This window comes from Vibrio sp. N418 (genome assembly GCF_000222565.1).
Classification (GTDB): Bacteria; Pseudomonadota; Gammaproteobacteria; order Enterobacterales; family Vibrionaceae; genus Vibrio; species Vibrio scophthalmi.
In genome coordinates, this window is the sequence record NZ_AFWD01000054.1 from 52187 (window position 1) to 78449 (window position 26263).

General features: G+C 47.1%; 27 protein-coding genes. 11 read left to right on the forward strand and 16 right to left on the reverse strand.

Annotated features, from left to right (window positions below):
- Nucleotides 1–4 precede the first annotated feature (4 nt).
- The gene (gene ilvM, locus RH86_RS11580) at nucleotides 5–289 is read right to left on the reverse strand and encodes an acetolactate synthase 2 small subunit (RefSeq protein ID WP_005597332.1); all 285 of its coding nucleotides are present in this window, start codon (nucleotides 287–289) and stop codon (nucleotides 5–7) included.
- Nucleotide 290: 1 nt separating this feature from the next.
- Nucleotides 291–1937 (reverse strand): acetolactate synthase 2 catalytic subunit, encoded by a 1647-nt coding sequence (gene ilvG / locus RH86_RS11585; protein WP_009386314.1) that lies wholly within the window; start codon nucleotides 1935–1937, stop codon nucleotides 291–293.
- Nucleotides 1938–2438: 501 nt separating this feature from the next.
- Here ilvG and RH86_RS11590 point away from each other — a divergent pair.
- A complete protein-coding gene (locus RH86_RS11590) occupies nucleotides 2439–3962 on the forward strand; it encodes a YifB family Mg chelatase-like AAA ATPase (RefSeq protein ID WP_009386315.1) in 1524 nt (507 codons plus the stop codon).
- Nucleotides 3963–4039: 77 nt separating this feature from the next.
- Here RH86_RS11590 and RH86_RS11595 read toward each other — a convergent pair whose 3' ends face one another.
- The 6 genes from RH86_RS11595 to RH86_RS20560 all read right to left on the reverse strand — a co-directional run bounded on the left by RH86_RS11595 (nucleotide 4040) and on the right by RH86_RS20560 (nucleotide 9558).
- Nucleotides 4040–5011, reverse strand: coding sequence for a DUF2860 domain-containing protein (locus RH86_RS11595; RefSeq protein WP_009386316.1), 972 nt, complete (start codon nucleotides 5009–5011; stop codon nucleotides 4040–4042).
- A gap of 552 nt (nucleotides 5012–5563) precedes the next feature.
- Complete coding sequence (locus RH86_RS11600) at nucleotides 5564–6166, reverse strand: thiol:disulfide interchange protein DsbA/DsbL (protein WP_005597338.1); 603 nt, start codon at nucleotides 6164–6166, stop codon at nucleotides 5564–5566.
- 30 nt (nucleotides 6167–6196) lie between these two features.
- Nucleotides 6197–7183, reverse strand: coding sequence for a serine/threonine protein kinase (locus tag RH86_RS11605; protein WP_009386317.1), 987 nt, complete (start codon nucleotides 7181–7183; stop codon nucleotides 6197–6199).
- Between the two features lie 53 nt (nucleotides 7184–7236).
- Nucleotides 7237–8655 (reverse strand): cytochrome c oxidase accessory protein CcoG, encoded by a 1419-nt coding sequence (gene ccoG, locus RH86_RS11610; protein WP_009386318.1) that lies wholly within the window; start codon nucleotides 8653–8655, stop codon nucleotides 7237–7239.
- 288 nt (nucleotides 8656–8943) lie between these two features.
- A complete protein-coding gene (locus tag RH86_RS11615) occupies nucleotides 8944–9210 on the reverse strand; it encodes a YihD family protein (protein ID WP_005597343.1) in 267 nt (88 codons plus the stop codon).
- A 180-nt stretch (nucleotides 9211–9390) separates the two neighbouring features.
- Nucleotides 9391–9558, reverse strand: coding sequence for a hypothetical protein (locus tag RH86_RS20560; protein ID WP_086026449.1), 168 nt, complete (start codon nucleotides 9556–9558; stop codon nucleotides 9391–9393).
- A 411-nt stretch (nucleotides 9559–9969) separates the two neighbouring features.
- On the opposite strand from RH86_RS20560, the gene RH86_RS11620 reads away from it, so the two are divergent.
- The gene (locus RH86_RS11620; RefSeq protein ID WP_009386319.1) at nucleotides 9970–10767 is read left to right on the forward strand and encodes a sporulation protein; all 798 of its coding nucleotides are present in this window, start codon (nucleotides 9970–9972) and stop codon (nucleotides 10765–10767) included.
- A gap of 84 nt (nucleotides 10768–10851) precedes the next feature.
- Nucleotides 10852–11505 carry a PAQR family membrane homeostasis protein TrhA gene (gene trhA, locus RH86_RS11625; RefSeq protein ID WP_009386320.1) on the forward strand — a complete coding sequence of 218 codons (654 nt, stop codon included), beginning with the start codon at nucleotides 10852–10854 and terminating at the stop codon, nucleotides 11503–11505.
- On the opposite strand, the gene RH86_RS11630 is transcribed toward trhA, so the two are convergent.
- The 5 genes from RH86_RS11630 to def all read right to left on the reverse strand — a co-directional run bounded on the left by RH86_RS11630 (nucleotide 11502) and on the right by def (nucleotide 17376).
- Complete coding sequence (locus RH86_RS11630) at nucleotides 11502–12947, reverse strand: TrkH family potassium uptake protein (RefSeq protein ID WP_005597348.1); 1446 nt, start codon at nucleotides 12945–12947, stop codon at nucleotides 11502–11504. The two genes, trhA and RH86_RS11630, sit on opposite strands and share 4 nt — an antisense overlap.
- 13 nt (nucleotides 12948–12960) lie before the next feature.
- Nucleotides 12961–14337 (reverse strand): Trk system potassium transporter TrkA, encoded by a 1377-nt coding sequence (gene trkA / locus RH86_RS11635; protein WP_005597349.1) that lies wholly within the window; start codon nucleotides 14335–14337, stop codon nucleotides 12961–12963.
- Between the two features lie 160 nt (nucleotides 14338–14497).
- Entirely contained in the window at nucleotides 14498–15778 is a 1281-nt protein-coding gene (gene rsmB / locus RH86_RS11640; RefSeq protein WP_009386321.1) for a 16S rRNA (cytosine(967)-C(5))-methyltransferase RsmB, read from the reverse strand.
- Between the two features lie 122 nt (nucleotides 15779–15900).
- Nucleotides 15901–16848: a methionyl-tRNA formyltransferase gene (fmt, locus tag RH86_RS11645; RefSeq protein WP_005597351.1), complete on the reverse strand. Its 948-nt coding sequence runs from the start codon at nucleotides 16846–16848 to the stop codon at nucleotides 15901–15903.
- Nucleotides 16849–16866: 18 nt separating this feature from the next.
- On the reverse strand, nucleotides 16867–17376 hold the full coding sequence (def, locus tag RH86_RS11650; RefSeq protein ID WP_005597353.1) for a peptide deformylase: 510 nt from the start codon (nucleotides 17374–17376) through the stop codon (nucleotides 16867–16869).
- Between the two features lie 170 nt (nucleotides 17377–17546).
- On the opposite strand from def, the gene RH86_RS11655 reads away from it, so the two are divergent.
- The 4 genes from RH86_RS11655 to RH86_RS11670 all read left to right on the forward strand — a co-directional run bounded on the left by RH86_RS11655 (nucleotide 17547) and on the right by RH86_RS11670 (nucleotide 20807).
- A complete protein-coding gene (locus RH86_RS11655; RefSeq protein ID WP_009386322.1) occupies nucleotides 17547–18491 on the forward strand; it encodes a hypothetical protein in 945 nt (314 codons plus the stop codon).
- A 3-nt stretch (nucleotides 18492–18494) separates the two neighbouring features.
- Complete coding sequence (dprA, locus tag RH86_RS11660) at nucleotides 18495–19634, forward strand: DNA-processing protein DprA (RefSeq protein WP_009386323.1); 1140 nt, start codon at nucleotides 18495–18497, stop codon at nucleotides 19632–19634.
- On the forward strand, nucleotides 19631–20107 hold the full coding sequence (locus RH86_RS11665) for a DUF494 family protein (RefSeq protein WP_005597359.1): 477 nt from the start codon (nucleotides 19631–19633) through the stop codon (nucleotides 20105–20107). Before dprA ends, RH86_RS11665 begins: the two co-directional genes overlap by 4 nt.
- A gap of 121 nt (nucleotides 20108–20228) precedes the next feature.
- On the forward strand, nucleotides 20229–20807 hold the full coding sequence (locus tag RH86_RS11670; protein ID WP_005597361.1) for a type I DNA topoisomerase: 579 nt from the start codon (nucleotides 20229–20231) through the stop codon (nucleotides 20805–20807).
- Nucleotides 20808–20860: 53 nt separating this feature from the next.
- On the opposite strand, the gene RH86_RS11675 is transcribed toward RH86_RS11670, so the two are convergent.
- Together RH86_RS11675 and purE are read right to left on the reverse strand one after the other, a co-directional pair.
- On the reverse strand, nucleotides 20861–22003 hold the full coding sequence (locus tag RH86_RS11675; RefSeq protein WP_009386324.1) for a 5-(carboxyamino)imidazole ribonucleotide synthase: 1143 nt from the start codon (nucleotides 22001–22003) through the stop codon (nucleotides 20861–20863).
- A gap of 3 nt (nucleotides 22004–22006) precedes the next feature.
- Nucleotides 22007–22492 (reverse strand): 5-(carboxyamino)imidazole ribonucleotide mutase, encoded by a 486-nt coding sequence (purE, locus tag RH86_RS11680; RefSeq protein ID WP_005597378.1) that lies wholly within the window; start codon nucleotides 22490–22492, stop codon nucleotides 22007–22009.
- 195 nt (nucleotides 22493–22687) lie between these two features.
- On the opposite strand from purE, the gene RH86_RS11685 reads away from it, so the two are divergent.
- The 4 genes from RH86_RS11685 (at nucleotide 22688) to RH86_RS11700 (ending at nucleotide 25395) form a co-directional block, all read left to right on the forward strand.
- Nucleotides 22688–23245 carry an L-threonylcarbamoyladenylate synthase gene (locus tag RH86_RS11685; RefSeq protein ID WP_009386325.1) on the forward strand — a complete coding sequence of 186 codons (558 nt, stop codon included), beginning with the start codon at nucleotides 22688–22690 and terminating at the stop codon, nucleotides 23243–23245.
- Between the two features lie 61 nt (nucleotides 23246–23306).
- Nucleotides 23307–24227: an oxygen-dependent coproporphyrinogen oxidase gene (hemF, locus tag RH86_RS11690; protein ID WP_009386326.1), complete on the forward strand. Its 921-nt coding sequence runs from the start codon at nucleotides 23307–23309 to the stop codon at nucleotides 24225–24227.
- A gap of 68 nt (nucleotides 24228–24295) precedes the next feature.
- The gene (gene aroE, locus RH86_RS11695) at nucleotides 24296–25129 is read left to right on the forward strand and encodes a shikimate dehydrogenase (RefSeq protein ID WP_009386327.1); all 834 of its coding nucleotides are present in this window, start codon (nucleotides 24296–24298) and stop codon (nucleotides 25127–25129) included.
- Complete coding sequence (locus RH86_RS11700) at nucleotides 25129–25395, forward strand: DUF1488 domain-containing protein (RefSeq protein WP_009386330.1); 267 nt, start codon at nucleotides 25129–25131, stop codon at nucleotides 25393–25395. The genes aroE and RH86_RS11700 overlap by 1 nt, the downstream gene beginning before the upstream one ends.
- On the opposite strand, the gene RH86_RS11705 is transcribed toward RH86_RS11700, so the two are convergent.
- Entirely contained in the window at nucleotides 25388–25936 is a 549-nt protein-coding gene (locus RH86_RS11705; protein ID WP_009386332.1) for a gamma carbonic anhydrase family protein, read from the reverse strand. The two genes, RH86_RS11700 and RH86_RS11705, sit on opposite strands and share 8 nt — an antisense overlap.
- Nucleotides 25937–26263 lie beyond the last annotated feature (327 nt).

A 26263-nucleotide genomic window follows, 5' to 3' on the forward strand; every position in this document is an offset into this window, starting at 1 on the left:
TTCCTTATGCACAAACTTTTTGTTGTAAGTTGTTATTTGGTAGTTGGTCACGAGCGATTTTGGTTACATCGACAGTGCGAACATCCCACAGTTTTTCAATTTGATTGGTAATAAAGGTGATCGGGCGATCACTGTCGACAATGATCTCGACACTGGCGACATGGCTTTCATGGTTTTGGGTTGCCGCCACTTGTTTAATGATGAAGCCGCGATGGCGAATAACGCGAAGAACACGCTCAAGTAGTACGGGCTTATCGTCCGCTTTGATATCGAGTAAGTATCTTTCCATGTTAAGTGTTCTCCAGCATTTCACTGTTCGACGCACCCGGTGGAACGAGTGGCCATACGTTTTCTTCTTCATCAATTAATACATGAAGTAAGTAAGCGGTTTTACTTGCAAGCATCTCTTTTAGAGCGGGTTCAACTTCTTCTTTCTTGGTGATGGTTTTGCCCGGAATATCAAATGCTTTTGCCAGCATCACAAAGTCAGGGTTGTCGTCCAAAATGGTTTCGCTATGGCGACCATCAAAGAACAGCGATTGCCATTGACGCACCATGCCTAAACGTTGGTTGTTGAGCAGTACGATCTTGACTGGAATCTGGCGACGTTTGAGCGTGCCAAGTTCCTGTACATTCATCATGAATGAGCCATCACCAGTGATAAGGATGGATTGATCTTCAGGGCGACCAACCGAAGCGCCCATTGCGGCAGGTAGGCCAAAACCCATGGTGCCTAGCCCGGCTGAGGTGATGAAGTTTTGAGGCTCACGTGGCTGGATGTGTTGTGCTGCCCACATCTGATGTTGACCGACATCGGTCGAGACAATCGAACTATCTGGCATCATGTCGGACAGTTGTTTGAGCAATGCTGGCGCGAAAATGAGCTCACCAGGGTGGTCATAACGCCAAGTAAAGCCCGTACGCAGGCTCTCGCTATGGCTTAGCCATGGCGTAATGTCGTGGGTCAGTTCTAGTAGAGGCAATACCGCTTTCACATCCCCACGCAGAGGTGCGTTGGCGGTTCTAAGCTTATTGATTTCAGCCGCATCCACATCGATATGAATCACCTTGGCATTAGGAGCAAAGGTATCGAGTTTACCTGTTACTCGGTCATCAAAGCGCGCGCCGACAGCTATCAGGAGATCCGCTTCTTGGACGATGAGGTTGGCGGCTTTGGTGCCGTGCATACCGAGCATGCCAAGGTAATGTGAATCATGGCGCTCGATAGTGCCCAAACCTTTGAGGGTACTTACTGATGGCATAGGGTTGAGGCGCAAAAACTCGCGAACAGTGTCGGTGGCATTACTCAGTTGTACTCCGCCGCCGACGTATAGGACTGGGCGAGAGCTATCGCTAAGAATCTGCTGGGCCCTGCTCAGTGCATCCTTGCTCACAACCGGGTGATCAGGTGGGGTGCAAGGCGGCAGCACAGACGTGGGTGCTTGTGCGAGTTGGACATCTTTGGCGATATCAACGATGACAGGGCCTGGACGACCGGTTTTTGCTACCTCAAACGCCTCAGCAAGTGTTGGTGCTAACTCTTGGATGTCGGTGACGAGATAGCTGTGTTTGGTACAAGAAAGCGACATGCCGATCACATCCATTTCTTGGAAGGCATCGGTACCGATATGAGAGCTAGCGACCTGACCAGTGATTGCAACCAGAGGAATGGAGTCCATGAAAGCATCAGCAAGGCCAGTGACCAGATTGGTCGCGCCAGGGCCTGAGGTTGCCATGCACACGGCGACATCTTGCGTTGCGCGCGCCATACCAATTGCTGCCATAGCCGCGCCTTGTTCGTGGCGGCAGAGGATGTGCTCCACGCCACCATCATAGAGCGCATCGTAGATTGGCATGATGGCACCGCCAGGGTAACCAAATACGGTTTTAATTCCTTGTTGTGCCAGTGCGGCTACAACTAATTCTGCACCGGTCATTGACCACCTCCTGCGCTACCTTGGTAGCTGTCCTTGTGTTGTTTGCACTTCATGTGCGCTCCCATTCTTCCTGTACTCTCTCGCCAAGTAATCCTGCTCGTTCATGAGCGATGTGCGGAGAGTTGATTATAATTTGCTGGTCTTGCCTGCCTGATTTCTATCTTAATTGATTGAAAAAAACCCCCGAACTTTTCAGTGCGGGGGTTTATCTAATTCTTGGCTTTCTTTAGCCCACTAGACCCCGCGCAATCTAATAATGACCACGATAATCAGGGCAATCAGTGCATGTAAGCGGGCGTTTAATGTCATTATTAATATCTAATGGTTGCGTGTGCGTAATATGGTACGTAATTGTTTGCGTCTCTAGTGGTATCACACATATCCGTTAAATGACAAGCAAAAACTCATTCTTTTTTCACATTATCTCAGCAAGTCGCCACGCTATATAACAAAGGCGCTATAGAAATAGCCGCCTTAAAAGTGAACATAATAAGGGAATGTATGGGTTTAGCTGTGGTATACAGCCGTGCATCGGTGGGCGTGGAAGCGCCGTTGGTGACGGTTGAGGTGCACATTAGTAATGGCATGCCGGGTTTTGCGCTGGTGGGTTTGCCTGAGACAACGGTGAAGGAGTCTCGTGATCGCGTGCGCAGCGCGATCATTAACTCGCGTTTTGAGTTTCCGGCCAAGCGGATTACGGTCAATTTAGCGCCCGCCGATTTACCTAAAGAAGGTGGCCGTTTTGATTTGCCAATTGCGTTAGGCATCTTAGCGGCTTCACAGCAAATCCCTCTTAATCCACTCACTCAAAGTGAGTTTATTGGTGAACTGGCATTATCTGGGGAATTGCGAGCGGTGAAAGGCGTATTGCCCGCGGCACTGATCGCGCAGCAACAAGGACGCCGTTTGGTGGTACCGCATTGCAATGGTGACCAAGCCGCATTGGTGGGTAAAGAAAAACATAAATCTGCACAAAGCTTGCTTGAGGTGTGCGCCGACCTGTGCGGTCAACAAGCATTGGATCTGCACCAAACCGATATGCAGCCACATATCGCCACTCATGCGCGAGATCTGCGTGACATCATTGGTCAGCAGCAGGGTAAGCGTGCGCTGGAAATCGCTGCCGCGGGTCATCATAACTTGTTGTTTCTTGGCCCTCCGGGCACCGGTAAAACCATGCTCGCTTCACGCCTGCGCGATTTGCTGCCGGAAATGTCGGATGATGAAGCGTTAGAGTCGGCCTCGGTGGCTTCGCTGACCCAGCAGGAAATCAATCAATTTAACTGGAAATGTCGGCCATTTCGCTCGCCGCACCACTCCAGTTCAATGGCAGCACTGGTCGGTGGCGGCTCGGTTCCTAGGCCGGGGGAGATTTCTTTGGCGCATAATGGGCTGTTATTTCTCGATGAGATGCCTGAGTTTGAACGTAAAGTGCTGGATGCGTTACGTGAGCCGCTGGAATCTGGCGAGATTATTATTTCCCGTGCGCAGGGCAAAACTCGTTTTCCTGCGCGCTTTCAGTTAGTCGGAGCGCTTAATCCTAGCCCAAGTGGTCACTATGATGCTAAGCAAAGTCATGGCAACTCCCAAGCGGCACTGCGCTATTTAAGTCGTTTGTCAGGGCCGTTGTTGGATCGTTTTGATATGTCGTTAGAAATCCCAGCCTTGCCACAAGGAACATTGGCCGAAGGGGGTGAGCGAGGAGAAGCGACTGAGGTGGTGAAAGCCCGCGTGGAAAAAGCTCGGAAGGAGATGCTTGCTCGGAGTGGTAAAGCTAATGCTCTGTTGGGCAGTCGAGAGATCGAGCAATACTGCCACCTTGATAGAAGTGACGCGCAATTTTTAGAGCAAGCGTTGCATCGTTTAGGCTTATCGGTTCGCGCCTATCATCGCATCATTAAAGTGGCGCGCACCATCGCTGACTTAGCTGGTGAGGCGCAGATTTCACGAGCGCACTTATCCGAAGCGTTAGGTTATCGCGCGATGGATCGATTGATGCGCCATTTACACGCACAAGCGGTATAAGCTGACATCTGAGGGGTAAATAACGATATAAAAAAAGCCCACCAAGTTCGGTGGGCTTAAATTGATAATCAGTCAGATTAGAAGTGGTAGTTCATACCTACTGACATGATGTAATCGGTGCGGTCGTAGAAGTCGATGTTTGAATCGCTGTTAGTGAAACCAACAAGTGAAATCAGAGACCAATCTTGCCAATCCATGATGTTTGCGTATTCATAAGCAGCGAATAGGCTAAATTCATCATCTTGACGAGTTTTATTGAAGCCAGCGCCACCAGGGTGAACTGCATCGTAATCGCGCGTTTTAAAACCACCAGTTAGGGCTAGTTGGTGACGCTCCATCAACTTGAAGTAGCTTAGCTCAACACCGTAACCCGTGAATGAGTTCGCGTCGCCGTCTGCATCGATATTGGTGTAAGACAGGCGTGGCGTTAGGATGGTGTGTTGATCCAATGCCAATTTGTAATCAGTTTTAAAGATAAAGCCTTTTGAATCACGACGAAGGCTAGGATCTAGTTCACCCGCTACATCATTTTCGATGTCTTTTGTCGCGTACGCCATATCAACTGAGAATTTAGAGCCTGCAATATTTTCCACTTTTAGGCGGTAGGCATTGCCATCTTCATCGGTGGTTTGACGATCAGTTGTTTGGTATGGGTTTGCCCAAACTTCGCCAGACATGATGGTTGGTAGCATAGATGCATTAATGATCATGCCTGACGCTAGTTGGTATTTGTAGCCCAGTTCAAAGGCTAGCGTACCAGTGGCGATATCTTCACGAGACGTACCCGCGTAGAACTGTTGATTTAAGCCGTTACCAAATGTGTAAGCCACGTTACCTAGTGGCAGAATTAGCGCACCAGAAATCGCATCATTTGGCGCGCCTAGGTCGTCGATATTTTTGTTGTCGTCATGAGTGTTCAGGTTTGACTCAGTTGAGTAGAAACCAGTGCTGATTGACACTTCACCACTAAAACCTGCTGTATCAGACAGTTGAGCAAAGCTTGAGCCACTTACGATGGCAAGTGCTAGTAAGCTGTATTGTAATTTCATTTATCTATATCTCCGCGCAACTTACCTAACCAGCATGGCTTCGCTTGGATAAAAAAGTGATCAAAAAAAGAGTGTAGTGCAACAAATCTGATCAATCTGCTCGATATTCCAAACTGCGAGTGGGTTTGTACAATTGCATATGATTATTTTATTCGGCGCGGATTTTACTCTTTTTTATTCGCTGGGCGAATCTATTATTTTCTAAAAATGTATTATGAGTAGCTATTTATTTCTGTTGCTATTGATTGATCACCTGTATGACTCTGTTTTTTTACATTGTTTATTCTGCCGACCGTTTTTGTTGCCTTTTTGCACTGAAATGCAACAAAAGCATAGGTGGTTGTCGTAATCGTAGCCGAATAGAAGTTTTCGTGGTTTATTTTAGTTAAGGGCATTCATTGGTTGTCGTAATGCTTTTTTATCGAGTATTAATGGATCGAGTGGGCTGGCAATAATTTCGAGTCGGATAGGTAGGAAAGTAAAAAGGGAGCCGAAGCTCCCTTATTGAATATGACCAAATGAATGGCGAAACACGTGATTACTTCAAGGTCACTATTTCAACGTGGTTAGGTAATTCACCAGTGCAAAGTATTGGTCAAGGCTTTCAATTGATTGTGCTTGAACAAGGTATTTATTGTTTACCACAACAGCAGGAACACCAGTTAAACCGGCATCTTGGAATTGCTTGTCGTAACGACGTGCCATTGAGTCAACCGTAAAACCGTTGTAAGCCGCATCAAATTTCTTCGCATCAATACCTTCATCAAGGAAGATTTGACGCACTTCTTCTGCGCTGTTTGGTGCTTTACGCATTGTCTGGATGCGGTTAAACATCACTGGAGCCATCTTGTCTTCTACTTTCAGTACCACCATGGTAGCGAAAGCTTTATTTAACTCTTTGCCCATTGCGCCACCCATTAGGGATACGTGTGCTTTGTTTAGCTTCACGCCTTCTGGTAGTTGCGCTTTTAGTTGGCGAATGATTGGGTCGAAAGTCTTACAGTGTGGGCAGTAAAATGAGAAAAACTCAGTGACCGTTGGTTTTTTTGATGCTTCAAGATCAAGAACCTTGTAGTGCTCCCCTTCAGAAAATTGCGCTGCGTGAGCAGATAGGCTCAGCAGAAGGGTGGTCACAAGTGCAAACAGCTTTTTCATTATTATCTCCATTTTATTGTTTTTTTGACGTTACCATTGCGGCATTAGGGTCAAAGGTGCTTCGTTTAACGCCGCAATTTGTTCTTTAAATGCCAATACCTGACTTTCCCAATATTTTGGATCATCAAACCAAGGGAAAGCAATTGGGAAGGCGGGATCCTGCCATCTTTTTGCCAGCCATGCCATATAATGCACCATACGTAGACCGCGCAATGGCTCAATTAGTTTCAACTCATTCATATTGAAATCACTAAATTCTTGGTAAGCCTCTAGCAAAATATCGAGCTGCATAGTTTTGTCGGCGCGATCACCGTTAAGCAACATCCACAAGTCTTGGACGGCCGGTCCATTGCGTGAATCATCCAAATCGACAAACATCGGGCCGTCACGCCACAAGATATTGCCCGGATGACAGTCACCGTGGAGACGAATGATTTGCGAAGGGGTTTGCCAATGCTCTTCTAAGCGTTTGATCAGCAAATCAAGATCATTAAAGAAAGCATTTTCAAGATGCATGGGGATAAAGGTTGACTGCTGGAGCAACTGGCGAGGTTGGTAGAGGTATTCCTCTAAGCTCAGCGTTGGCCGGTGCACGAATGGCGTGCGTGATCCAACCTTGTGGATACGACCAAGAAAGCGGCCCACACCTTCTAACTGCTCTAAATTGTCGACTTCAAACTGACGTCCGCCAACACTGGCAAACAGAGCAAAAAGGTAGCCTTGATAGAAATGCAGGGTTTTACCTTCGATGCGGCACGGCGGCGCGACTGGGATGTCGGCTTCAATCAGTTCTAGGGTAAAGTCGTGCTCTTCTTGAATTTGCTCACTGCTCCAACGTTCAGGGCGGTAGAACTTCACCACATAACGTTGGCGCTCTTCATCGGTAAACTGATAAACGCGATTCTCATAGCTATTGAGCGGTAAAAAACCGGATTCAGCACGAATGCCGATGCTTTCGAGTGCGTACCACATAAAATCTGGGGTGAGCGCATCAAAGTTAAATGCTGTTTCTGACATAAAATAAAGGGCTCATTACTGAACCCTTACCGTAATTAGGGGCGAGGGCAGGCTTATAACTTTTTGATAAATCTGCTTTCTACCGAGAGGGTAAATTGTTCACTGTCAGACAGTATAAACTGTATTGTTGAAACAGGAGAGCTGAGATTATCGGCTTGCATGCCCAAACTCATTGGCAGTGTCAACACTTCTCCTGGTGCTACCGTCACGGTATTTTTTCCGTACCAAGAGACATCTTCTAGCCCTGTGACACTCAGTTGATACTGTTGAGTCTGTTGGGTTTTATTGATGATTTTTAGCGTATAGGTATTTTCAATCTCACCTGAGCTGTTTTCACGATAAAGCTGGCTGCGATCTCGCAGCACATTCATTCCAGCAGGGTCGACGCTGGCGATTTGGACGAAAAACAATCCGGTAATTAACAGCAATACTGCGCCGTAACCGAGCAGTTTTGGCCGCATCACCTTGGTGGACTTGCCTGATAGACGGTGTTCGGTGGTATAGCTGATCAGTCCTTTCTCATAGCCCATTTTATCCATGGTTTGGTCACAAGCATCAATACACGCGCCGCAGTTAATGCATTCATATTGCAAGCCATCACGAATATCGATACCAGTTGGGCAAACTTGCACACACAAGTTACAGTCGATGCAATCGCCTAACCGCAGCGCTTTGTGATCGGCTTTGCGTGAGCGAGGGCCACGCGCTTCCCCGCGTTTGCTGTCGTAGCCGACAATAAAGGTATCTTTATCAAACATGGCTGATTGGAAACGCGCATACGGACACATGTGAATACACATAATGGAGCGCATCCACCCAGCATTGCCGTAAGTACAAATGGCAAAAAACATCACCCAGAATACCGGCCAAAAGCTGGACTCAAAGGTAAAGAAATCCACCACTAATTCGCGGATCGGTACGAAGTAACCGGTAAAGGTGAAGCCGGTCGCGAGGGCGATGGCAAACCATGCAAGATGCTTGAGGCTTTTACGCAATACCAGTGAACGAGTCAGCTTGCCTGAATCTTGTTTACGACGCTTATTGGCGTTGCCTTCCAGCTTCTCTTCAAACCAGATATAGATGAAAGTCCACACCGTTTGCGGGCATAAGTAGCCACACCAGACTCGGCCCAAAAAGGTGGTGATAAAAAACAGACCAAAGGCGGCGATTACTAGCAAGGTTGCCAGTAGGGTTAAGTCCTGAGGGTACAGAGTGGTGCCAAAGAAGTTGAATTGTTGATTGCCGATATCAAGCAAAATTGCTTGGCGTTCACCAAAAGGAATCCATGGGATTAGGGCAAACAGCAGCAGCAAAAACCACCCGCCATAACGACGCAGTAGTTGATAAGTGCCTTTGCTTTCACGGACGTAAATTCGATTACTAGGATTAAAGCGATCGCCTTGGGTTTTATGTGTTTTGGGATTAAACGTTTTGGGCGTTACGTCTTTAATATCAATTTTGTCCTGACTCATTGCGCTTCCTTTTGGACGATGTAGGTGTAATTTCTTTTGATCACACTCTGGTTCTTGGTGAAGTCAGGCTTAATAAAAGGCAGTTAAGATGGTGGATTAAGCTCTGATGACTTCTGGTATTGTTGCTTTTAGTTTAGGTGGCAAAGTATACAATTAATAACAATTCTATTTCTTTGACATCATTAACTATTAACAAGAATCCTTGGGTTATTTTTCAGGAATAGGGCGTAAGTCGATCTCTAGGCATTAAAAAAGGCAGCCGGAGCTGCCTTGAACAATTTGTTTCGATTACTTAATGATGCCACGAGCGCGAAGAATGGCGGTTTTAAAGTCATCTTCTTGGTCTTTTTTCAGGCCCGGGATCATCTCATCTTTGCTGCTGTTACGCATTTTAAGATGGTAGATAAGCACATCATCAGTGAGCTCTTCTAGCGGGCCTTGGTAACCGGCCTCTTTGGCTAGCTTAACCAAGAACTGCAGCATGTTCATTTCTTGGTCTTTTTGCCACTCAGGGCCTAGAAGCTCGAGCAGCTCTTCAATTCGATGGCAATTCATCAACTTTCTCCACAATAATTATAATGATTTGTCGATAAAGGTAACAAATGCGCGAGGGAAATAGCAATCTGATTAACACATTGTCGCGAAGATTTTGTCGCTAAAAAGGTCAGTAAAAAGCAGGATGAGTGGTGGTTTTAGATCGAAAAAGAAAAAAGCGCAGAGATCTGCGCTTTTTAATTATGCCGCCTTGATATGCTCTGCAGGAGTCGGAGCCAAAATGGTGTTCTTCTCCACAAGAGTCATGCTAGGCGAAAGTTTATTCGCGACAGGCGCAGCGGCAAAACCACTACGACGACGCATTGCACTACGGTTAGTGTGCGAAAACCTGACGGTAGTTGGGCGCATCTATTTACCGAACTGTCAGGCATATCCATTGCCGATGTAATGGCCTACGGGGGCATGAGTTGAGCTTCATTGCTGAAGTTTGGCTCTTTCTGGCTCTCGCCAATCCAAATGCCCGAGTAGGGTTAATGATATGCAAAACATATCAAAGATAGGTTAGCACCAAGCGATATATTGGTCGATATCTAATCACTTCAAAAGATAGCGCTGTCACCTAATTTTTGCGCTTAATACATGATTTAAAGTGCTAAATTAAACAATGTGTGATGTAAGCGAGATCTTGCTATGACAAAGCGTGACTGGTTATCAGGCAATTTCTGTGCGATCGTCTATAGAGATAAAAAAGAGAGAACTCTTTTCGCACCATCAGCATACGATTGTATGTCTGTCGGGAGCGTTTCATGGAGGATTAATATGTCATTTTTTAAGAAGACCCTAGCCAGTTTTGGTATTGGCTCAGCGCAGGTGGATTCGGTACTTCAGCAAGAGGTGCTCTATCCCGGACAGAAGGTCAATATTACCATTCATGTTTATGGTGGTGCGACAGAGCAGGAGATTGATAATATCGATCTCAAACTTTATTGTCGCTACATCAAAGAAGTGCCGGCCGATCACAATAAGAACCAGCAAAACACCAACCGCATGCGCCGCATGCCACAAAACTACCCACTCGCAACGTGGAGTCTGCCTTATGCCTTCACCATTCATCCGGGAGAGTCCCGTGAATTCGAAGTGGAGTTGGATGTACCGTGGAATACTCCGGTGACCATTGGCGATGCCAAAGTGTGGCTCGAAACGGGGCTTGATATCTCAATGGCCAAAGATCCGAGTGATACCGATATTGTCACAGTGCGTCCTGATCCCTTGTTAGATGGGGTTTTGTCTGCACTAGAAGCGCAAGGCATGCGGATTCGCCAAGTGGAATGCGAAGCGGTGGATGGCTTTGAATTGCCGTTTGTACAAGAGTTTGAGTTTGTGCCGACTACCGGGCCTTATCATGGTCGTTGGCGCGAGTTAGAACTTGTCGCTCATCGTGATACTGAACAATTGAAGTTGTGGTTTGAAGTTGATCGCCATCGTGAAGGGGCCAAAGGTATGCTAGCCAGTTTGTTGGGCGTGGGGCAATTAAAGCGTGAACTCACCATTCCATTGAATACAACGCCGAATGAAGCCGGCCAACAAGTGCTCGAGTACCTCGAATCGACCTGTTAACGGTATTTGAATAATTTGAGCTTACACGTGTAAGCTAGATGTGGCATACTCAGGTGGAAATGTTCAAACACCTGAGTAAACGTTATGTCTGAAACCAGCAACGCAGCGTACAGCGCTAAAGAAGAGCTCGCGAATACGATTACTCATGCGATCGGTATGGTGCTGGGTGTTATCGGTTTGGTATTGCTGTTGCTTAAAGCCCATGCTTACCATGCCGATGCGCTGACTATTGCTAGCTACACCATTTACGGCGCCAGTATTATTGTGCTGTTTCTCGCCTCAACGCTCTATCATGCTATCCCCTCACCACGAGCCAAACGCGCACTCAAAACCTTTGACCATTGCGCGATTTATTTGCTGATTGCTGGCAGCTATACCCCATTTTTACTGGTGAGCTTACGCACCCCTTTGGCGATTGGCTTGATGGTGGTTATTTGGAGCATTGCGCTTGTCGGTATTATTATGAAGGTCGCTTTTGTCTATCGCTTTAAGCGCTTATCTTTGGTGACTTATCTGTTGATGGGCTGGTTATCGCTGGTGGTGATTTATCAATTAGCGTTGCATGTTCAATTGGGTGGCTTGATTCTGCTGGGCTTGGGTGGGGTGATTTATTCGCTCGGGGTGATTTTTTATGTCGCGAAGCGCATCCCCTACAATCATGCTATATGGCATGGTTTTGTGCTAGCAGGATGCGCTTGTCATTTTTGCGCGATTTATTACTATGTGACGCCGGTTTAACGACGCCAGAAGGCTGGGAAGAACAGCACCAAGATGGTTAAGATTTCTAGCCTTCCCATCAACATACCGAAACTCAATATCCATTTCGCTGTATCAGGCAGTGAAGCAAAGTTCCCTGTTGGACCGATATGTGCCCCCATGCCAGGACCGACGTTGGCGACGGCCGTTACCGCACCAGAAATACTGGTGGTTGGGTCAAGGCCAAGTGAGCTTAAGCAACCCGCAACAAAGATGATAGTGAGAAAATACACCAGACAGAAGGCCACCACCGAACGCACGATGTCGTCGTTCACTGGGCGCTGATTATAGCGTTGAACAAACACGCCCGATGGATGGACCAGTTTCATCATCTGCTTGTGCAACAAGGTCATGGCGATTTGGATACGGAATATTTTAATCCCGCCAGAAGTTGAGCCAGAACAAGCCCCCACCATCAGTAGAAAAGCAAATACCGTGGTAGGCAATGCGCCCCAAGCGGTGAAATCTTCCAAACCAAAGCCCGTCGTCGTCACAACAGAAACGATATTAAACATCGAAACCCGCAATGCATCGAGTACCGCATAGTCGTTATGAATCACCAACCATGCACTGACGATCAAGCTACTGCCTAAGAACAGATAGGTAAAGCCACGCACCTGGGCATCTTTAAGCAAAATGCTCGGATGACGTTTGGTGAGAGCGGAAACAAAGAGCAAGAAGGGTAGTCCACCCAAGAACATAAACAGCGTCGCATTCCAATGAGCGCTATGTGAGAAGTGGTTCATTGAGCCATCAGAGGTGGAGTAACCGCCGGTTGATAGCGTGGTAAAAGAGTGATTGATGGCTTCGAATACCGTCATGCCTGAGAGTAAGAAACCAATCATGCATAGACCGGTGAGGATCAGATACACCAGTACGATGTTCTTCGCGACGGTTTTCGCCCGTGGGCTACTTTTGTCTGACCAATCGGATGATTCAGTTTGGAACAGCTTCATGCCACCAACGTTAAGCATTGGTAGTACCGCTACCGCCATTACGATAAAGCCAATACCGCCGAGCCATTGCAATATCGAGCGCCACAGCAAGATACTTGGCGCCATATTGTCGAGTCCACTCAGTACGGTTGAGCCGGTTGTGGTGATACCAGACATGGTCTCAAAGTAAGCATCGGTAAAGCTGATGTGGTTGATAAAGACAAATGGCAGTGCTGCAAAGGCGCTGGCAATGGTCCACACCAAACTGGTGATGAGGAACATGTCGCGCACGCTGAGTTTAAAATTGGCCGTTCGGCCAATCGATAGGCATAAGAACGCGGCCACATGGGTGATGATTAGTGACTGGCCAAACTCGATGAAACCAGAGGTGCCAGAAAAGAATGCCACAAGAGTGGGGACGTACATGAATAGGGCGAGCTTAGACAGCACTAACCCTATCACGAATAGTACGGGACGAAAGTTAACCATGGTATATCATGCCTTAGAGGAAGAACGGGCTCGGCTGGAAGAGTGCTTCTACATCCGGAACATACTTCTTATCTACTAAGAACATCACCACGTGGTCATCCTGTTCAATCACGGTGCGGTCATGGGCAATTAAGACTTCATCACCACGCACAATTGCGCCAATGGTGGTGCCTGATGGTAAGCGAATTTCTCCGATCGCACGGCCAACCACTTTTGAGGTGGTTTCATCGCCGTGGGCAATGGCTTCAATCGCTTCTGCTGCCCCGCGACGTAGTGAGGATACGTTAACAATATCGGCACGACGTACGTGAGTTAGCAAAGCAGAAATCGTCGCTTGTTGTGGTGAAATAGCAACATCAATCGCGCCGCCTTGGACCAAATCTACGTAAGCACCACGTTGGATCAGTACCATGACTTTCTTCGCGCCCATGCGTTTGGCTAGCATGGCTGACATGATATTGGTTTCGTCTTCGTTAGTGAGAGCGATGAACACATCAACTTGGTCGATGTTTTCTTCCGCTAGCAATTCTTGGTCAGCGGCATCGCCACAGAAGACGATGGTATTTTCTAACTCTTCAGATAGGCGCTCGGCACGTTGATAGCTACGTTCAATCAACTTCACGCTGTAGTTTTGTTCTAAACGTCTTGCAAGGCTAGCACCAATGTTACCCCCACCGACAATCATGATGCGGCGGTAAGGTTTTTCTAGGCGTTGTAGTTCACTCATCACAGAGCGAATATGGTTACTGGCGGCAACGAAAAACACTTCGTCATCGGCTTCAATTATTGTGGTGCCTTGTGGGCGAATTGGACGGCCTTGGCGGAAAATCGCCGCCACACGAGTATCAATATGCGGCATGTGTTCACGCAAAGCAGATAGGGCATTACCCACCAGTGGGCCACCGTAATAGGCTTTGACCGCGACTAGGCTGACTTTCTGCTCGGCAAAACTCACCACTTGCAGTGCGCCAGGATATTGAATTAAGCGTTCGATATAGCTGGTAACCAATTCTTCAGGGGCGATAAGGTGATCGACCGGAACGGCACCTGATTGGAATAAAGCTTCTTTTTCAGCGAGGTATTGAGGGGAGCGTATGCGGGCGATGCGGTTAGGAGTATTAAACAAAGAGAATGCGACTTGGCAGGCAGCCATGTTGGTTTCGTCGGTATTGGTTACCGCGACCAGCATGTCGGCATCTTGTGCCCCTGCTTCTCTGAGTACATCCGGATGGCTTGCATGGCCATTGATTACCCGTAAATCATATTTATCTTGTAGCTCGCGCAGGCGATCGCTGTCTTTATCGACAATGGTGATGTCGTTGTTTTCGCCAACAAGGTTTTCAGCTAGTGTGCCGCCAACCTGACCTGCACCAAGAATGATGATTTTCATATTCTTATCTCATTTAACTGCTGATATACCGTCATAATATGTGGCTTTCAAACGTTATTTGCCGAGCATATTCGGTATAGAGCTTTTTTCAATGCATTGAAAATAATAGTGAAGCCGGCAAAGCGCAAGCTTCACTTTGATTACTCTGCGTGATGTTGCGTTATGCGCGCTTAGTCATCACAGCGTAGTAGAAGCCATCCATATCTTCTTCACCTGGCAGAATTTGACGGCCAGGGTTCTCGATATCAGAACCTTGCAGCTCTGCATTGGCAGTACGAGCAAGGAAGGCTTTAACCTGATCTTTGTTCTCTTGCGGTGTGATAGAACACGTTGCGTAGACCAGTGTGCCGCCAACTTTAAGCTGTTGCCACATTGCGTCTAAGATTTCACTTTGTAGTGCTGCCAGCGCTTCAATATCGTTGGCGCGACGTAGCCACTTGATGTCAGGGTGACGACGAATTACGCCAGTTGCTGAACATGGCGCATCCAGTAGGATGCGATCGAATTGCTCACCTTGCCACCACTCTTGAGGGTAGCGTGCATCACCACAAATAACATCGGCACGCAGTTGTAGACGCTCAAGGTTGTCATAGACGCGGTTTAGACGAGTCGCATCGCTATCAATTGCTACCACTTCCGTATCAACAGTGTGCTCCAGAATATGTGCAGTTTTACCACCAGGCGCGGCACAACAATCTAGGATCAGCTCGCCATCTTTTGGTGTTAGGTAATCAACGGAAAGCTGCGCTGCCGCGTCTTGTACCGATACCCAGCCTTTGTCAAAGCCCGGAAGCAGAGTGACATCGCAAGGGGAATCTAGCTTGATCGCGTCTGCCGCATAAGCGTGTACGCTACAACCGATCTCAGCTTCTTGCATCAGAGCTAAGTATTCATCACGCGTGTGGTGTTGGCGGTTAACGCGCAGCCACATCGGCGCTTTGCTGTTGTTTGCTTCAACGATATTTTCCCACTGTTGTGGGTAGTGCTCTTGCAGCAGTTTTAGTAACCAGCTTGGGTGACCGTATTTACCCGCATTGTGGCTAACGGCAATCGCATCAAGCTCTTCTTGATTGCGTAGGTAGTTACGTAATACCGCGTTAATTAGACCGCGTAGGCTTGGGCCTCGGAGTGTCTCTGTTCCTTCTACCGTTTCAGCAACGGCTGCGTGTGAAGGAATGCGCATGAAGCTCAGCTGATAAATGCCCACCAAGATCAAGTGGTGGAATACACGCTTTTTACCTTTTAATGGGTTCTCCATTAGCTCGTTAGCAATGGATTCAAGACGCGGTAGGTAGCGTAATGCGCCGTAACAGATCTCTTGAAGCAGTGCGTGGTCGCGTGGGCGAATGGTTTTTTGAGCCGCAGGAAGTGCGTGTGATAGTGAGTGACCTTTGTCTACCACTTGAAATAAGACGTTGGCAGCAGCAGCGCGAACATTCATGGTGAATACCTTAAATTAGATGGGGACATCTCTGTCCCCTAAAATGTACTGACAGTCATACGACTGTGGTTACGTGTTTGTCATGGTGAAGCGAGTGCACGATATTATTAGTGCGCCACTGATTAATTCAGTTGGCTACCCACTTCAAACCAAGCGGCACGTGAGTTCAAGATATCTTGAACTGACATGGCTTTCTTGCCTGGAACTTGCAGCTGCTCCAATACCAGTACGCCGTTGCCAGTGGCAACATAGATACCCGTTTTATCTGCTTGGATAATAGTCCCAGCAGGCTGATCACAACTTTGATCTGCAACACGGCTTTGCCATACTTTGATGCTGTTTTCAGCCACTTCAAAGTGGCTCATAGGCCATGGATTGAAAGCACGCACACAACGTTCGATGTGCGCTGCATCGTCATTCCAATCAATGCGCGCTTCTTCTTTGCTGAGTTTTTTGGCGTAATTCGCCAATTCATCGTCTTGCTTAACGGCAACGGCCGTTCCAGCCGCGATATCATTCAAGCATTCAACCAGAGCAACAGGGCCAAGTTCTGCTAGCTTCGCGTACATCGAAGAGCTGGTGTCACTTGCTTCAATCGGTAGTGTTGCCACTTTTAGCATGTCACCGGTATCAAGACCGATATCCATCTGCATGATCGTTACGCCAGTTTCGGCATCGCCAGCCCAAATTGAACGTTGAATCGGCGCGGCACCACGCCAACGTGGCAAGATTGAACCGTGCACGTTAATACAACCGAGTTTTGGTGTATCAAGTACCACTTGCGGCAACAATAAGCCGTAAGCGACCACAACCATGATGTCTGCATTCAGATCGGCTAGCTGTTGCTTTGCTTCATCTGATTTGAAGTTTTCCGGTTGATAAACAGGAATGTTGTGTTCAAGTGCAACATTCTTCACCGCGCTGGCGGTCAGTTTTTTACCACGACCCGCTGGGCGGTCAGGGTTGGTGTATGCTGCAATAACTTCGTGCTCCGAAGACAACAACGCCGCCAAATGAAGGGCGGCGAAATCCGGAGTACCAGCAAATACAATACGTAAAGGTTTGCTCAAGGTACCTTCCTTTTGAATTTATTGTTTCTCGTTAAAACGTTTGATCTTAGCCAGTTTGTCTTGAATGCGCTTACGCTTTAGCGGCGATAAGTAGTCAACAAACAGTTTGCCTTGTAAGTGATCAAGTTCGTGTTGTACGCAGATCGCCAATAGGTCATCTGCTTCAAACGAAAACGCTTCACCGTCACGATTCAGTGCTTTAACCGTCACTTCTGCCGCGCGTGGCACAAGGGCGCGAGCACCCGGGACAGATAGACAGCCTTCTTCAATACCATCCTCACCACGTTTTTCGATGATTTCTGGGTTGATCAGAACCATTGGTTCATCACGGGTTTCAGAAATGTCGATCACGACGATACGTTGGTGGATGTCAACTTGTGTTGCTGCCAGGCCAATGCCTTCTTCGTCGTACATGGTTTCGATCATGTCATCGACGATTTTTTGGATTTCAGGGGTGACGGCTTCGACAGGTTTTGCCACTGTGCGAAGGCGATCATCCGGGAATGTTAATACTTGTAATACAGACATATACACTCGATAGATTGATTTGTGCCGAATCGAGATAAACCTCGTTGGCTCAATTCTAGACATTTTATAGGGCAAATGACAGCATCATTACGCTTTTTGAATTTCAAATGTGCCGATAAAGTGACCATTTTTGTTGTGTGGTTTGGCGCCAAAAACACAAGGATTGAGGTATGTATCGAATACTACCTGCGATTGTTTTGCTGATTTTGTCTCTGCTTACCCTTACCCAAGCCAGTGCAAATTTGACATCGAGTGCCGATCAGGCGGAAACCGGAATACAGGCGAAGCCGTTGGTTAAACTGAGTCCAAAGATTCGAATTTCACAAGCTCAACCACAAGATCAGTCTCATTCAATTACATCGTCGTATCAGCATGATTTTTCCTTTCGCCCTGCTCTGTTATTGACCAAGCTAGAGTTGGATCGTGCTAGTCGTGTGCTCGGTGCACGCAGTGGGCGGCGCTTATTATCAGATAATGAAGCGCTCATTATTCAAGGCTCACATTCACAAGGGTTATGGGGGATTTATCGCCCGCTTGATACTTATGTTCGTGATGAGCAAACCGTGGTGGTTTTAAAGCGCGTGGCTATCGCTGAATTACAATCCCGCGAGAAACACTTCTCAACCTTGCAAGTGCGCCAGCAACAGCAAGAGATATTACGAGATGATGTGGTGCTACCGCTCGATAGCCAAACCCGTGACGCTCATTCTTTTGCTTATTCACTCCATCCCATAATCGAGAACCGGCTCACCACGATATTAGGTGCGATTGATGGTCGTGATTATGTCGTTAAAAACCAAATAGTGGTGCTTAATTGTGGTCAGCAAGAAGGGGTTGTACAAGGAAGTTGGTTTGATTTGTACCAAGCACCAGTATTGAGTGAGTTGAGTGATCTCCTCGCGACTGATGAAAAGCGTGTGATAGAAAAACAGCCAAATTTGTCCATTGGCCGTCTAAGGGGCATTGATGCGGAGCAGTATTTTAGTTTGGCGCTGGTTACAGAAAGCCGCCAACCGATCGGGTTTGATACGGTAGTGAAATCGTCATCCTTCGCCGATTCGACTCACTCTTTAACTGCGCCAATAGCGATCGCCAGCGGCGGAGAGATGCGATAAATCATGATTTTAGAGAGTAATGAGTCTGATCTTGACCTTATCGCGTGGCTGACGCTTTACTTCACCCCAAGGCTTGGGCCGAAAGGGATGAGTAAGCTACTTAGCAAGGCATCTGCAACGCAGTTAGTCACTTATGAACGGTCACAACTTTTGGCGCTCGGCTTAACTGAAGCACAAGTGAGGTCAATTCAGCAGCCGAATCAGCTTTATTTAATGCAATGTTTAGAGTGGCTGCATGCATCGACAGAGCACCATATTATTACGTTGCAGTCGGAGTTTTATCCTCCGCTATTGAAACAAATTTCTGCGCCGCCGGCAGTATTGTTTGTTAACGGTGATTTGAATGCATTACATCAGCCACAAATTGCCTTGGTCGGCAGTCGTCATGCCTCGATTGATGGTTTAAACAACGCCAAACACTTCGCTGCCGCATTGGTTCAGCATGGTTTGGTGGTCACCAGCGGCTTGGCGTTAGGTATTGATGGTTATGCGCATGATGGGGCTCTAACGGCGAAAGGAAAAACCATCGCAGTACTGGGTTGTGGTCTTGAGCATGTTTATCCTGCTCGCCATCGAAAACTCGCAGCACGAGTGGTGAAAAATGGCGCTTTGGTATCGGAGTTTCACCCTCGAACGTTGCCGAAAGCGAGTAACTTTCCGCGCCGTAATCGCATTATTAGTGGTTTGTCGTTGGGCGTCTTGGTTGTGGAAGCAGCGGAAAAAAGCGGTTCTCTGATCACCGCGCGCTATGCTGCAGAGCAAGGTCGAGAAGTTTTTGCTATTCCTGGCTCTATTCAAGTGCCACAAGCGAGAGGTTGTAACAGCCTGATCCAGCAAGGGGCGTGCTTAGTACAAAGTGAACAAGATGTGTTAAATGAAATAGATACACTGTTGCGCTGGTCTAATATTAATAAGCCTTTAATGCAAATTGAGCATAGCTTGGAAAAAGAGCAGAAAGAACAATTGCCATTTGCCAAGCTGTTAGCTAACGTAGGAGCCGAAGTAACACCTGTTGATATTCTGGCACAAAGGACCAATATCCCTGTGCAAGAGGTCATGATGCAGCTCTTAGAGCTTGAGCTTTCAGGGCATGTTGTTGCGGTTTCCGGTGGCTATATTCGTAAGGGGAGGGGCAAGCTATGATGATGGATATCTTGATGTATCTATTTGAAACTTATATCCATAGTGATGCTGAGTTACAAGTTAATCAAGATGAGCTCGAAGATGAATTGCTTCGCGCTGGTTTTGAACAAAGTGACATTTATAAAGCCCTTATCTGGCTAGAAGATTTGGCAGCACTACAGCAAAGCGAAGAGCATGCAGCGATTTCGGTGAGCGGTGCGGTGTCGACGCGTATTTACACTGCGCAAGAAATGGATCGCCTAGATGTCGAGTGTCGTGGTTTTCTGATGTTTCTTGAGCAAGTTAATGTGTTGACCACGGAAACACGAGAGATGGTCATTGACCGTATCATGGGTTTGGAAACCGATGATTTTGAGCTCGACGATCTAAAATGGATCGTACTCATGGTGTTGTTTAATGTACCAGGCAACGAAAATGCCTACACGCTAATGGAAGAGCTTTTGTACAGTAAAGAGCAAGGCATCCTTCATTAATCCCAACCCAATCCATTAGTCGGCTTGATAGAGATTGATTTACTCATCTATCTTGTCATAAAAGAAGCCTAATGGCGTTTGAGTTGGTTTTCACAGTCAGTGAAAGGCAGTAAGTGGAATTATGAGTAGTAAAATAGATCAGCAATTATTTTCTGCCCATGAACACGCTCTTGAGCATCAAGCTTGTCCTAAGTGTCAAGATGAGCAACGTGAGGGCGTGTTACAACTTCGCCATGGTAAACATGGCCCATTCTTGGGATGTAATCTCTACCCAGAATGCGATTTTATCAAACCTCTGCACCAAAACGATGGTCATATTATCAAAGAGTTGGGCGTCCCATGTCCGCAGTGCGGTAATGAGTTGGTGTTACGCCAAGGTCGTTATGGGATGTTTATTGGTTGCAGCGCTTACCCGCAATGTCACCACATCGAATCTTTAGAACAGGAAGAGCAAGCCTCTACTGATATGATTGCCTGTCCGGAGTGCAGCAAAGGTCACTTGGTTGAACGCAAAACCCGTTTCGGTAAACTCTTTTACGCGTGTGATAACTATCCTAAGTGTAAGTTTGCCGTTAATCAGCCACCAATAAAAGGGCGCTGTGAGTTGTGTGGTTTTCCATTGCTGATCGAAAAGAAGTTGGCGAGTGGCATCAAATATCAGTGTGCGGAACGAAAATGTCAGCATACGCAGTCACAATAAAAACGACGCTGATTAAGGCGCCGTTTTTTATGACTTCATTTTTTAACCCGAACTCAAAGTGAGAACTTATTAAAGCCAGCGGCAAAGTTATGAATCGCTGGGAAGGCTTGTTGATCGAGCTGTTCGGCTAAGGCGCATAAACGACGTTGCAGTTCACCGCTATAATCACCACATACATTGATGTGGCCCATTTTACGACCCGCTCGTTTCTCTTTGCCGTACCAATGAATATGGCAGCCATCCATTGCCAGTAGGGTTGGCGGTAGAGTGTCTTCGCCCAATATGTTGATCATAGTGGTTTCACGCACCAGTTTAGTGCTGCCAAGTGGTAAGCCACACACTGCTCGTAGATGGTTTTCAAACTGACAGGTTTCAGCGCCTTGTTGAGTCCAGTGGCCTGAGTTATGCACTCGAGGCGCAATTTCATTGACCAGCAAGTTGCCATCCACGTCAAAGAACTCGAGGGCTAACACCCCAACATAATCTAAGCTTTGCGCCACGGCGGTGAACATCTGCTGTGCTTGTTCTTGTAGTGCTGGATCGGCGATTGCAGTTGAAAGACTCAGTACACCATCGGTATGAACGTTTTCCGCCAATGGATAAACGGCGATAGATCCGTCTTTACCACGAGCACCAACCAAAGATACTTCACGGCTAAAAGGCACAAATTCTTCCGCGACAATGGCTTGATTATCACTGCTTGCGATGCACTGTGCCATCTCTTGCCAAACAGCATCGATTTTGTTGGCGTCTTTTAAGCGCCATTGACCCTTGCCATCGTAACCCCCGAGGGCGCTTTTCAGTACCATCGGCAAACCGACATGCTCAATGGCGGCAAGGAAATCTTCGTATGTGTTGATCACGGCATAGTTGGCATTGCGTACACCCGCATTGTCGAGCAGCGCCTTTTCAATGCGACGATCCCCCCCAGCTTTGATCGCTTGGCTGGACGGAAGGAATTTACCACTGTGTTGGCATAGGTCGAGAATATCGTGAGGGATATGTTCAAATTCGGCGGTAATGACATCCGCTTGCGCGATCGCACTGGCCAGATCTTGTTTAATCTCTACTTGAGTGAGTGGGTGAACCACTTTGCCTTGGCTAACATCATAAGCGGTGAGCTCAATATTTAATGGGGCTCCCGCTAGAGACATCATTCGTGCCAATTGACCGGCACCTAACACCAATACGCGCATCACTTAGTCCTCAGCTGGGTTTGGATTGGCTAATACAGTTTCCGTTTGCTCGGCGCGGAAGGCTTCAACCTTGGCCATAATGGATTCATCATGCGTACCAAGAATTTGCGCTGCAAGAATACCGGCGTTGGCAGCGCCTGCTTCGCCAATGGCAAGCGTGCCAACGGCAATGCCTTTTGGCATCTGTACAATTGAGAGCAGTGAATCCATTCCTTTTAAAGCGCGTGATTGCACTGGCACACCAAGGACAGGGACAGAGGTAAACGCCGCTGCCATACCTGGAAGATGAGCAGCGCCGCCCGCACCGGCAATAATAACTTTAATACCGCGTTCTTTCGCGCTAGAAGCGTAATCCGCAAGCAGTTGAGGAGTGCGGTGCGCTGAAACGACTTTGGTTTCATAACTGACACCAAATGTGTCGAGCATTTCTGCTGCGAGCTTCATGGTTGGCCAATCCGATTTTGAACCCATGATAATACCGACTTTCATCTCAAACTCCTTCAAGCTGCCATTAGGTGAATACGTGTTTTGTGCGCATTATACGAGTATTTCCCTCTCAAGCAAACGTTTGCGTAAGGGTTAAAATACAATAGACACAATTTATAAATAAATTGCTTTAGTCACCAAGATGGATTGTTAGTACACTGAGCAAAAATGTTAATAGAAATATGAAAGGAACGCGAAGTGGACAACTTTGAGCAGGCATTGACCGCCTTGCAACAGGGCGAAGTGATTGCCTATCCAACAGAAGGTGTATTTGGCGTCGGTTGTGATCCAGATAATCCGCAAGCTATTCAGAAACTGCTCACGCTAAAGCAAAGACCAGTAGAGAAAGGGTTGATTCTGATTGCTGCTAATTATCAGCAGCTTGTACCGTATATTGATGAGTCACAGTTAACGGAACAGCAGCTGCAGACTGTCCAAGCCACTTGGCCTGGGCCATATACTTGGATTATGCCAACCAGCGATAAAGTGTCAGATTGGGTTTCGGGCCAATTTGATTCGATCGCCGTACGCGTTACTGATCACCCATTGGTACAGCAAATGTGTTTAGCCTTTGGCAAACCAATCACGTCAACCAGTGCTAATTTATCGGGTTTGGCACCGTGCATGACCACAGAAGAAGTCGAACAACAACTTGGCGATCAGCTGGTGGCCATTTTACGTGGTACAACGGGTGGTCGTGATAAACCAAGTGAAATTCGTGACGCCAAAACCCTACAAGTGTTGCGACAGGGCTAAATAGCAACTGTCATGCTCTAAGCGCCATAATAATAAGCTCAAAATGAATCAAGGAAGTCACATGCCAAGCTCAATTGATAAGCAAGCCGTAAAACAATTTCTAATGGCGTTGCAAGACAGTATTTGCCTTCAGCTCGAACGAGCGGATGGTGCCGGTATTTTTAAAGAAGATGCTTGGCAGCGCGAACCGGGTGAACATCTTAGTGGCGGTGGTCGAACTCGAGTAATGACAAGCGGAAATGTGTTTGAACAAGGTGGGGTTAACTTCTCACATGTGATGGGAAAACAGATGCCAGCATCCGCTACGGCTCATCGTCCGGAGTTGGCTGGTCGTCGCTTTGAAGCGATGGGGGTTTCTTTGGTGATGCATCCGCATAACCCTTATGTGCCGACATCGCATGCTAATGTCCGTTTCTTTATTGCTGAAAAAGAGGGCGAAGAGCCGATTTGGTGGTTTGGTGGTGGCTTTGACTTAACGCCATTTTATCCTTTTGAGCAAGATTGCGTTGATTGGCATGCTTGTGCCAAAAATCTTTGCGCCCCATTTGGCGATGGTGTTTATGCTGAGCATAAGGAATGGTGCGATAAGTATTTCTATCTCCCGCACCGCGATGAAACACGTGGCGTGGGCGGGCTGTTTTTTGATGATTTGAATCAGTGGGGGTTCGAGCGCAGCTTTAACTACATGAAAACCATTGGGGCGGGATATACGCAAGCTTATCTGCCGATTGTTGAACGTAGGAAGGCGACCGGGTATGGCGAGCGTGAGCGTCAGTTCCAACTTTATCGTCGTGGCCGTTATGTGGAGTTTAACCTTGTGTGCGATCGTGGCACTTTGTTTGGTTTACAAAGTGGTGGAAGAACTGAATCGATATTAATGTCGATGCCGCCATTGGCGCGTTGGGAATATGGCTACCAACCAGAAGCGGGATCGCCAGAAGCACAACTCTACGATCACTACCTCAAACCACGACAGTGGTAGTTCTTCCCTCTATATATAGATAGTGATAGGGTCTTGATAGACCCTTTTTAATTTCTGGTAGTAAGGACATGACTCAGCAAATTGATCGCTATGCCGTTTTCGGCAACCCAATCGGCCACAGTAAATCACCGTTTATTCATACCTTGTTTGCTCGCCAAACCAATCAACCGTTAACCTATACCGCCGAGCTTGCTCCCGTCGATGGATTCAATGAGAGCGCACAAGCCTTCTTTGCCGACAGAGGGCGAGGTTGTAACGTGACGGTACCTTTTAAGGAAGCGGCTTATTTGTTTGCTGACCGGTTGACGGAACGTGCTCAACTAGCCGGTGCGGTTAATACACTTAAGAAGTTAGATGACGGCATTATCCTAGGTGACAATACTGATGGTGAAGGGCTAGTCCAAGACTTATTGCAATATCAAGTGCCACTAAAAGACGCTCGTATCCTTATTATTGGTGCTGGTGGTGCGGCGCGCGGTGTGATTAAGCCATTACTTGATCAACAACCAAGCCAGCTGGTTATTAGTAATCGTACTTTTAGTAAAGCAGAGCAATTAGCGCAAATGTTCCAGCCTTATGGCAATGTAGTCGCAGCCGCAATGGAAGAGATTGATCAAGCCTTTGATGTGATCATCAATTCAACATCAGCCAGCTTGAGTGGTGAGTTACCAGCAATATCATCACAAATCTTTGCTTCTCATAGCAGTGTCTATGACATGATGTACGGCCAAGGCAAAACGACGTTCAATCAGTGGGCGCTCGAGCAAGGTGCGACTTGTGTCTATGATGGTTTGGGTATGTTGGTCGGCCAAGCGGCAGAAAGCTTTATGTTGTGGCGCGGGCTAAGACCCGGAACAAAGCAAATCCTACGTGAACTGAGAAAAAACCTAGAAGGTATATAATGAATCAATCCATTCTCTTCCCTGATATCCAAACTTGGGATGATGAGCAGCAAGCGATCGTGTTTCCTGCTCAGCAATCCGGTGCATTGATTGAGTGTCTGATTAGCCAAGTTGAGTTAGAGCGACTATCAGGTCAGAGTATTGCTAACAGCCAGCAAGCATTAGAGGTTTTTGCTCAATACCGTTTTGATCTTGAAGAGCTGGCTGAAGCATTAATAGAAGAGGAAGAATTTAACCCTCAAGGGAAAATTGAAGTGGTTAACTGATTTCTACCACGTTATGAAGGTAGTCCTCTTTATTCTGTACATAGTTGTCCGCTGACTTCTGTAAAAAGGCGCGTTCTTTCTCATGCAAAAGGCGCGCTTGCTTTACAGGGCTGCCAACATACAAGTAACCACTCTCGAGCACCTTGCCGGGAGGGACCAAACTTCCTGCACCAATCATCACTTCTTTTTGAATCACTGCGCCATCAAGAACAATTGCGCCCATCCCAACAAGAACGCGATCTTCAATCGTACAACCATGTAGCATTACTTTATGACCAATTGTCACATCGTTACCAATAATAAGAGGGTAGCCATTCGGGTTCTCACTATTTTTATGGGTAACATGCAATACGCTGCCATCTTGTACATTGGTGCGTTGGCCAATATGAATATGGTTCACATCGCCCCGCGCAGCCACGAGTGGCCAGATACTGGAATCATCACCAATCGAGATATCCCCGACCAAAACTGAGCTACTATCGATATAAACACGCTCACCGATAGCGGGAGCAATACCTTTATAGCTACGTAATGCTGTCATTGTTACTCCTTAAAAGAGAAATATGGCACTTTTAGCCATAGAAGAGTTGAAGAAATAGCCATCTTTGATTAGAAAACACCCAAACAACAAAAAAATCAAAAAAAACACTAAAAAGGACTTGCCAACGTGACGCCGATCTCTATAATGCGACCTCACTGACACGGCGACGGTTCTAAAGAAACGAGAGTCGAGTTGGTACGGTTACTTAGCCAAGCAAATTGCTTGAAAAAAAGTTTGAAAAAAGTGGTTGACACTAAACTTTAACTCGCTAAAATGACCGCCTCTTCCGAAGTGATGTGAGTCACAAAGAAGAACGCTCTTTAACAA

Bases quoted from the DNA above. Each gene is read 5' to 3' on its own strand.
- RH86_RS11595 (WP_009386316.1), bottom strand. From the start codon at position 5,011: ATGAAATTACAATACAGCTTACTAGCACTTGCCATCGTAAGTGGCTCA.
- RH86_RS20560 (WP_086026449.1), bottom strand. From the start codon at position 9,558: ATGCGCCCAACTACCGTCAGGTTTTCGCACACTAACCGTAGTGCAATG.
- RH86_RS11700 (WP_009386330.1), top strand. From the start codon at position 25,129: ATGAATCAATCCATTCTCTTCCCTGATATCCAAACTTGGGATGATGAG.
- def (WP_005597353.1), bottom strand. From the start codon at position 17,376: ATGTCTGTATTACAAGTATTAACATTCCCGGATGATCGCCTTCGCACA.
- RH86_RS11655 (WP_009386322.1), top strand. From the start codon at position 17,547: ATGTATCGAATACTACCTGCGATTGTTTTGCTGATTTTGTCTCTGCTT.
- RH86_RS11670 (WP_005597361.1), top strand. From the start codon at position 20,229: ATGAGTAGTAAAATAGATCAGCAATTATTTTCTGCCCATGAACACGCT.
- RH86_RS11665 (WP_005597359.1), top strand. From the start codon at position 19,631: ATGATGATGGATATCTTGATGTATCTATTTGAAACTTATATCCATAGT.
- trhA (WP_009386320.1), top strand. From the start codon at position 10,852: ATGTCTGAAACCAGCAACGCAGCGTACAGCGCTAAAGAAGAGCTCGCG.
- dprA (WP_009386323.1), top strand. From the start codon at position 18,495: ATGATTTTAGAGAGTAATGAGTCTGATCTTGACCTTATCGCGTGGCTG.
- RH86_RS11605 (WP_009386317.1), bottom strand. From the start codon at position 7,183: ATGTCAGAAACAGCATTTAACTTTGATGCGCTCACCCCAGATTTTATG.
- ccoG (WP_009386318.1), bottom strand. From the start codon at position 8,655: ATGAGTCAGGACAAAATTGATATTAAAGACGTAACGCCCAAAACGTTT.
- RH86_RS11590 (WP_009386315.1), top strand. From the start codon at position 2,439: ATGGGTTTAGCTGTGGTATACAGCCGTGCATCGGTGGGCGTGGAAGCG.
- RH86_RS11705 (WP_009386332.1), bottom strand. From the start codon at position 25,936: ATGACAGCATTACGTAGCTATAAAGGTATTGCTCCCGCTATCGGTGAG.
- ilvG (WP_009386314.1), bottom strand. From the start codon at position 1,937: ATGACCGGTGCAGAATTAGTTGTAGCCGCACTGGCACAACAAGGAATT.
- trkA (WP_005597349.1), bottom strand. From the start codon at position 14,337: ATGAAAATCATCATTCTTGGTGCAGGTCAGGTTGGCGGCACACTAGCT.
- ilvM (WP_005597332.1), bottom strand. From the start codon at position 289: ATGGAAAGATACTTACTCGATATCAAAGCGGACGATAAGCCCGTACTA.
- RH86_RS11630 (WP_005597348.1), bottom strand. From the start codon at position 12,947: ATGGTTAACTTTCGTCCCGTACTATTCGTGATAGGGTTAGTGCTGTCT.
- purE (WP_005597378.1), bottom strand. From the start codon at position 22,492: ATGAAAGTCGGTATTATCATGGGTTCAAAATCGGATTGGCCAACCATG.
- RH86_RS11615 (WP_005597343.1), bottom strand. From the start codon at position 9,210: ATGAATTGCCATCGAATTGAAGAGCTGCTCGAGCTTCTAGGCCCTGAG.
- RH86_RS11675 (WP_009386324.1), bottom strand. From the start codon at position 22,003: ATGCGCGTATTGGTGTTAGGTGCCGGTCAATTGGCACGAATGATGTCT.
- aroE (WP_009386327.1), top strand. From the start codon at position 24,296: ATGACTCAGCAAATTGATCGCTATGCCGTTTTCGGCAACCCAATCGGC.
- RH86_RS11600 (WP_005597338.1), bottom strand. From the start codon at position 6,166: ATGAAAAAGCTGTTTGCACTTGTGACCACCCTTCTGCTGAGCCTATCT.
- RH86_RS11620 (WP_009386319.1), top strand. From the start codon at position 9,970: ATGTCATTTTTTAAGAAGACCCTAGCCAGTTTTGGTATTGGCTCAGCG.
- rsmB (WP_009386321.1), bottom strand. From the start codon at position 15,778: ATGAATGTTCGCGCTGCTGCTGCCAACGTCTTATTTCAAGTGGTAGAC.
- hemF (WP_009386326.1), top strand. From the start codon at position 23,307: ATGCCAAGCTCAATTGATAAGCAAGCCGTAAAACAATTTCTAATGGCG.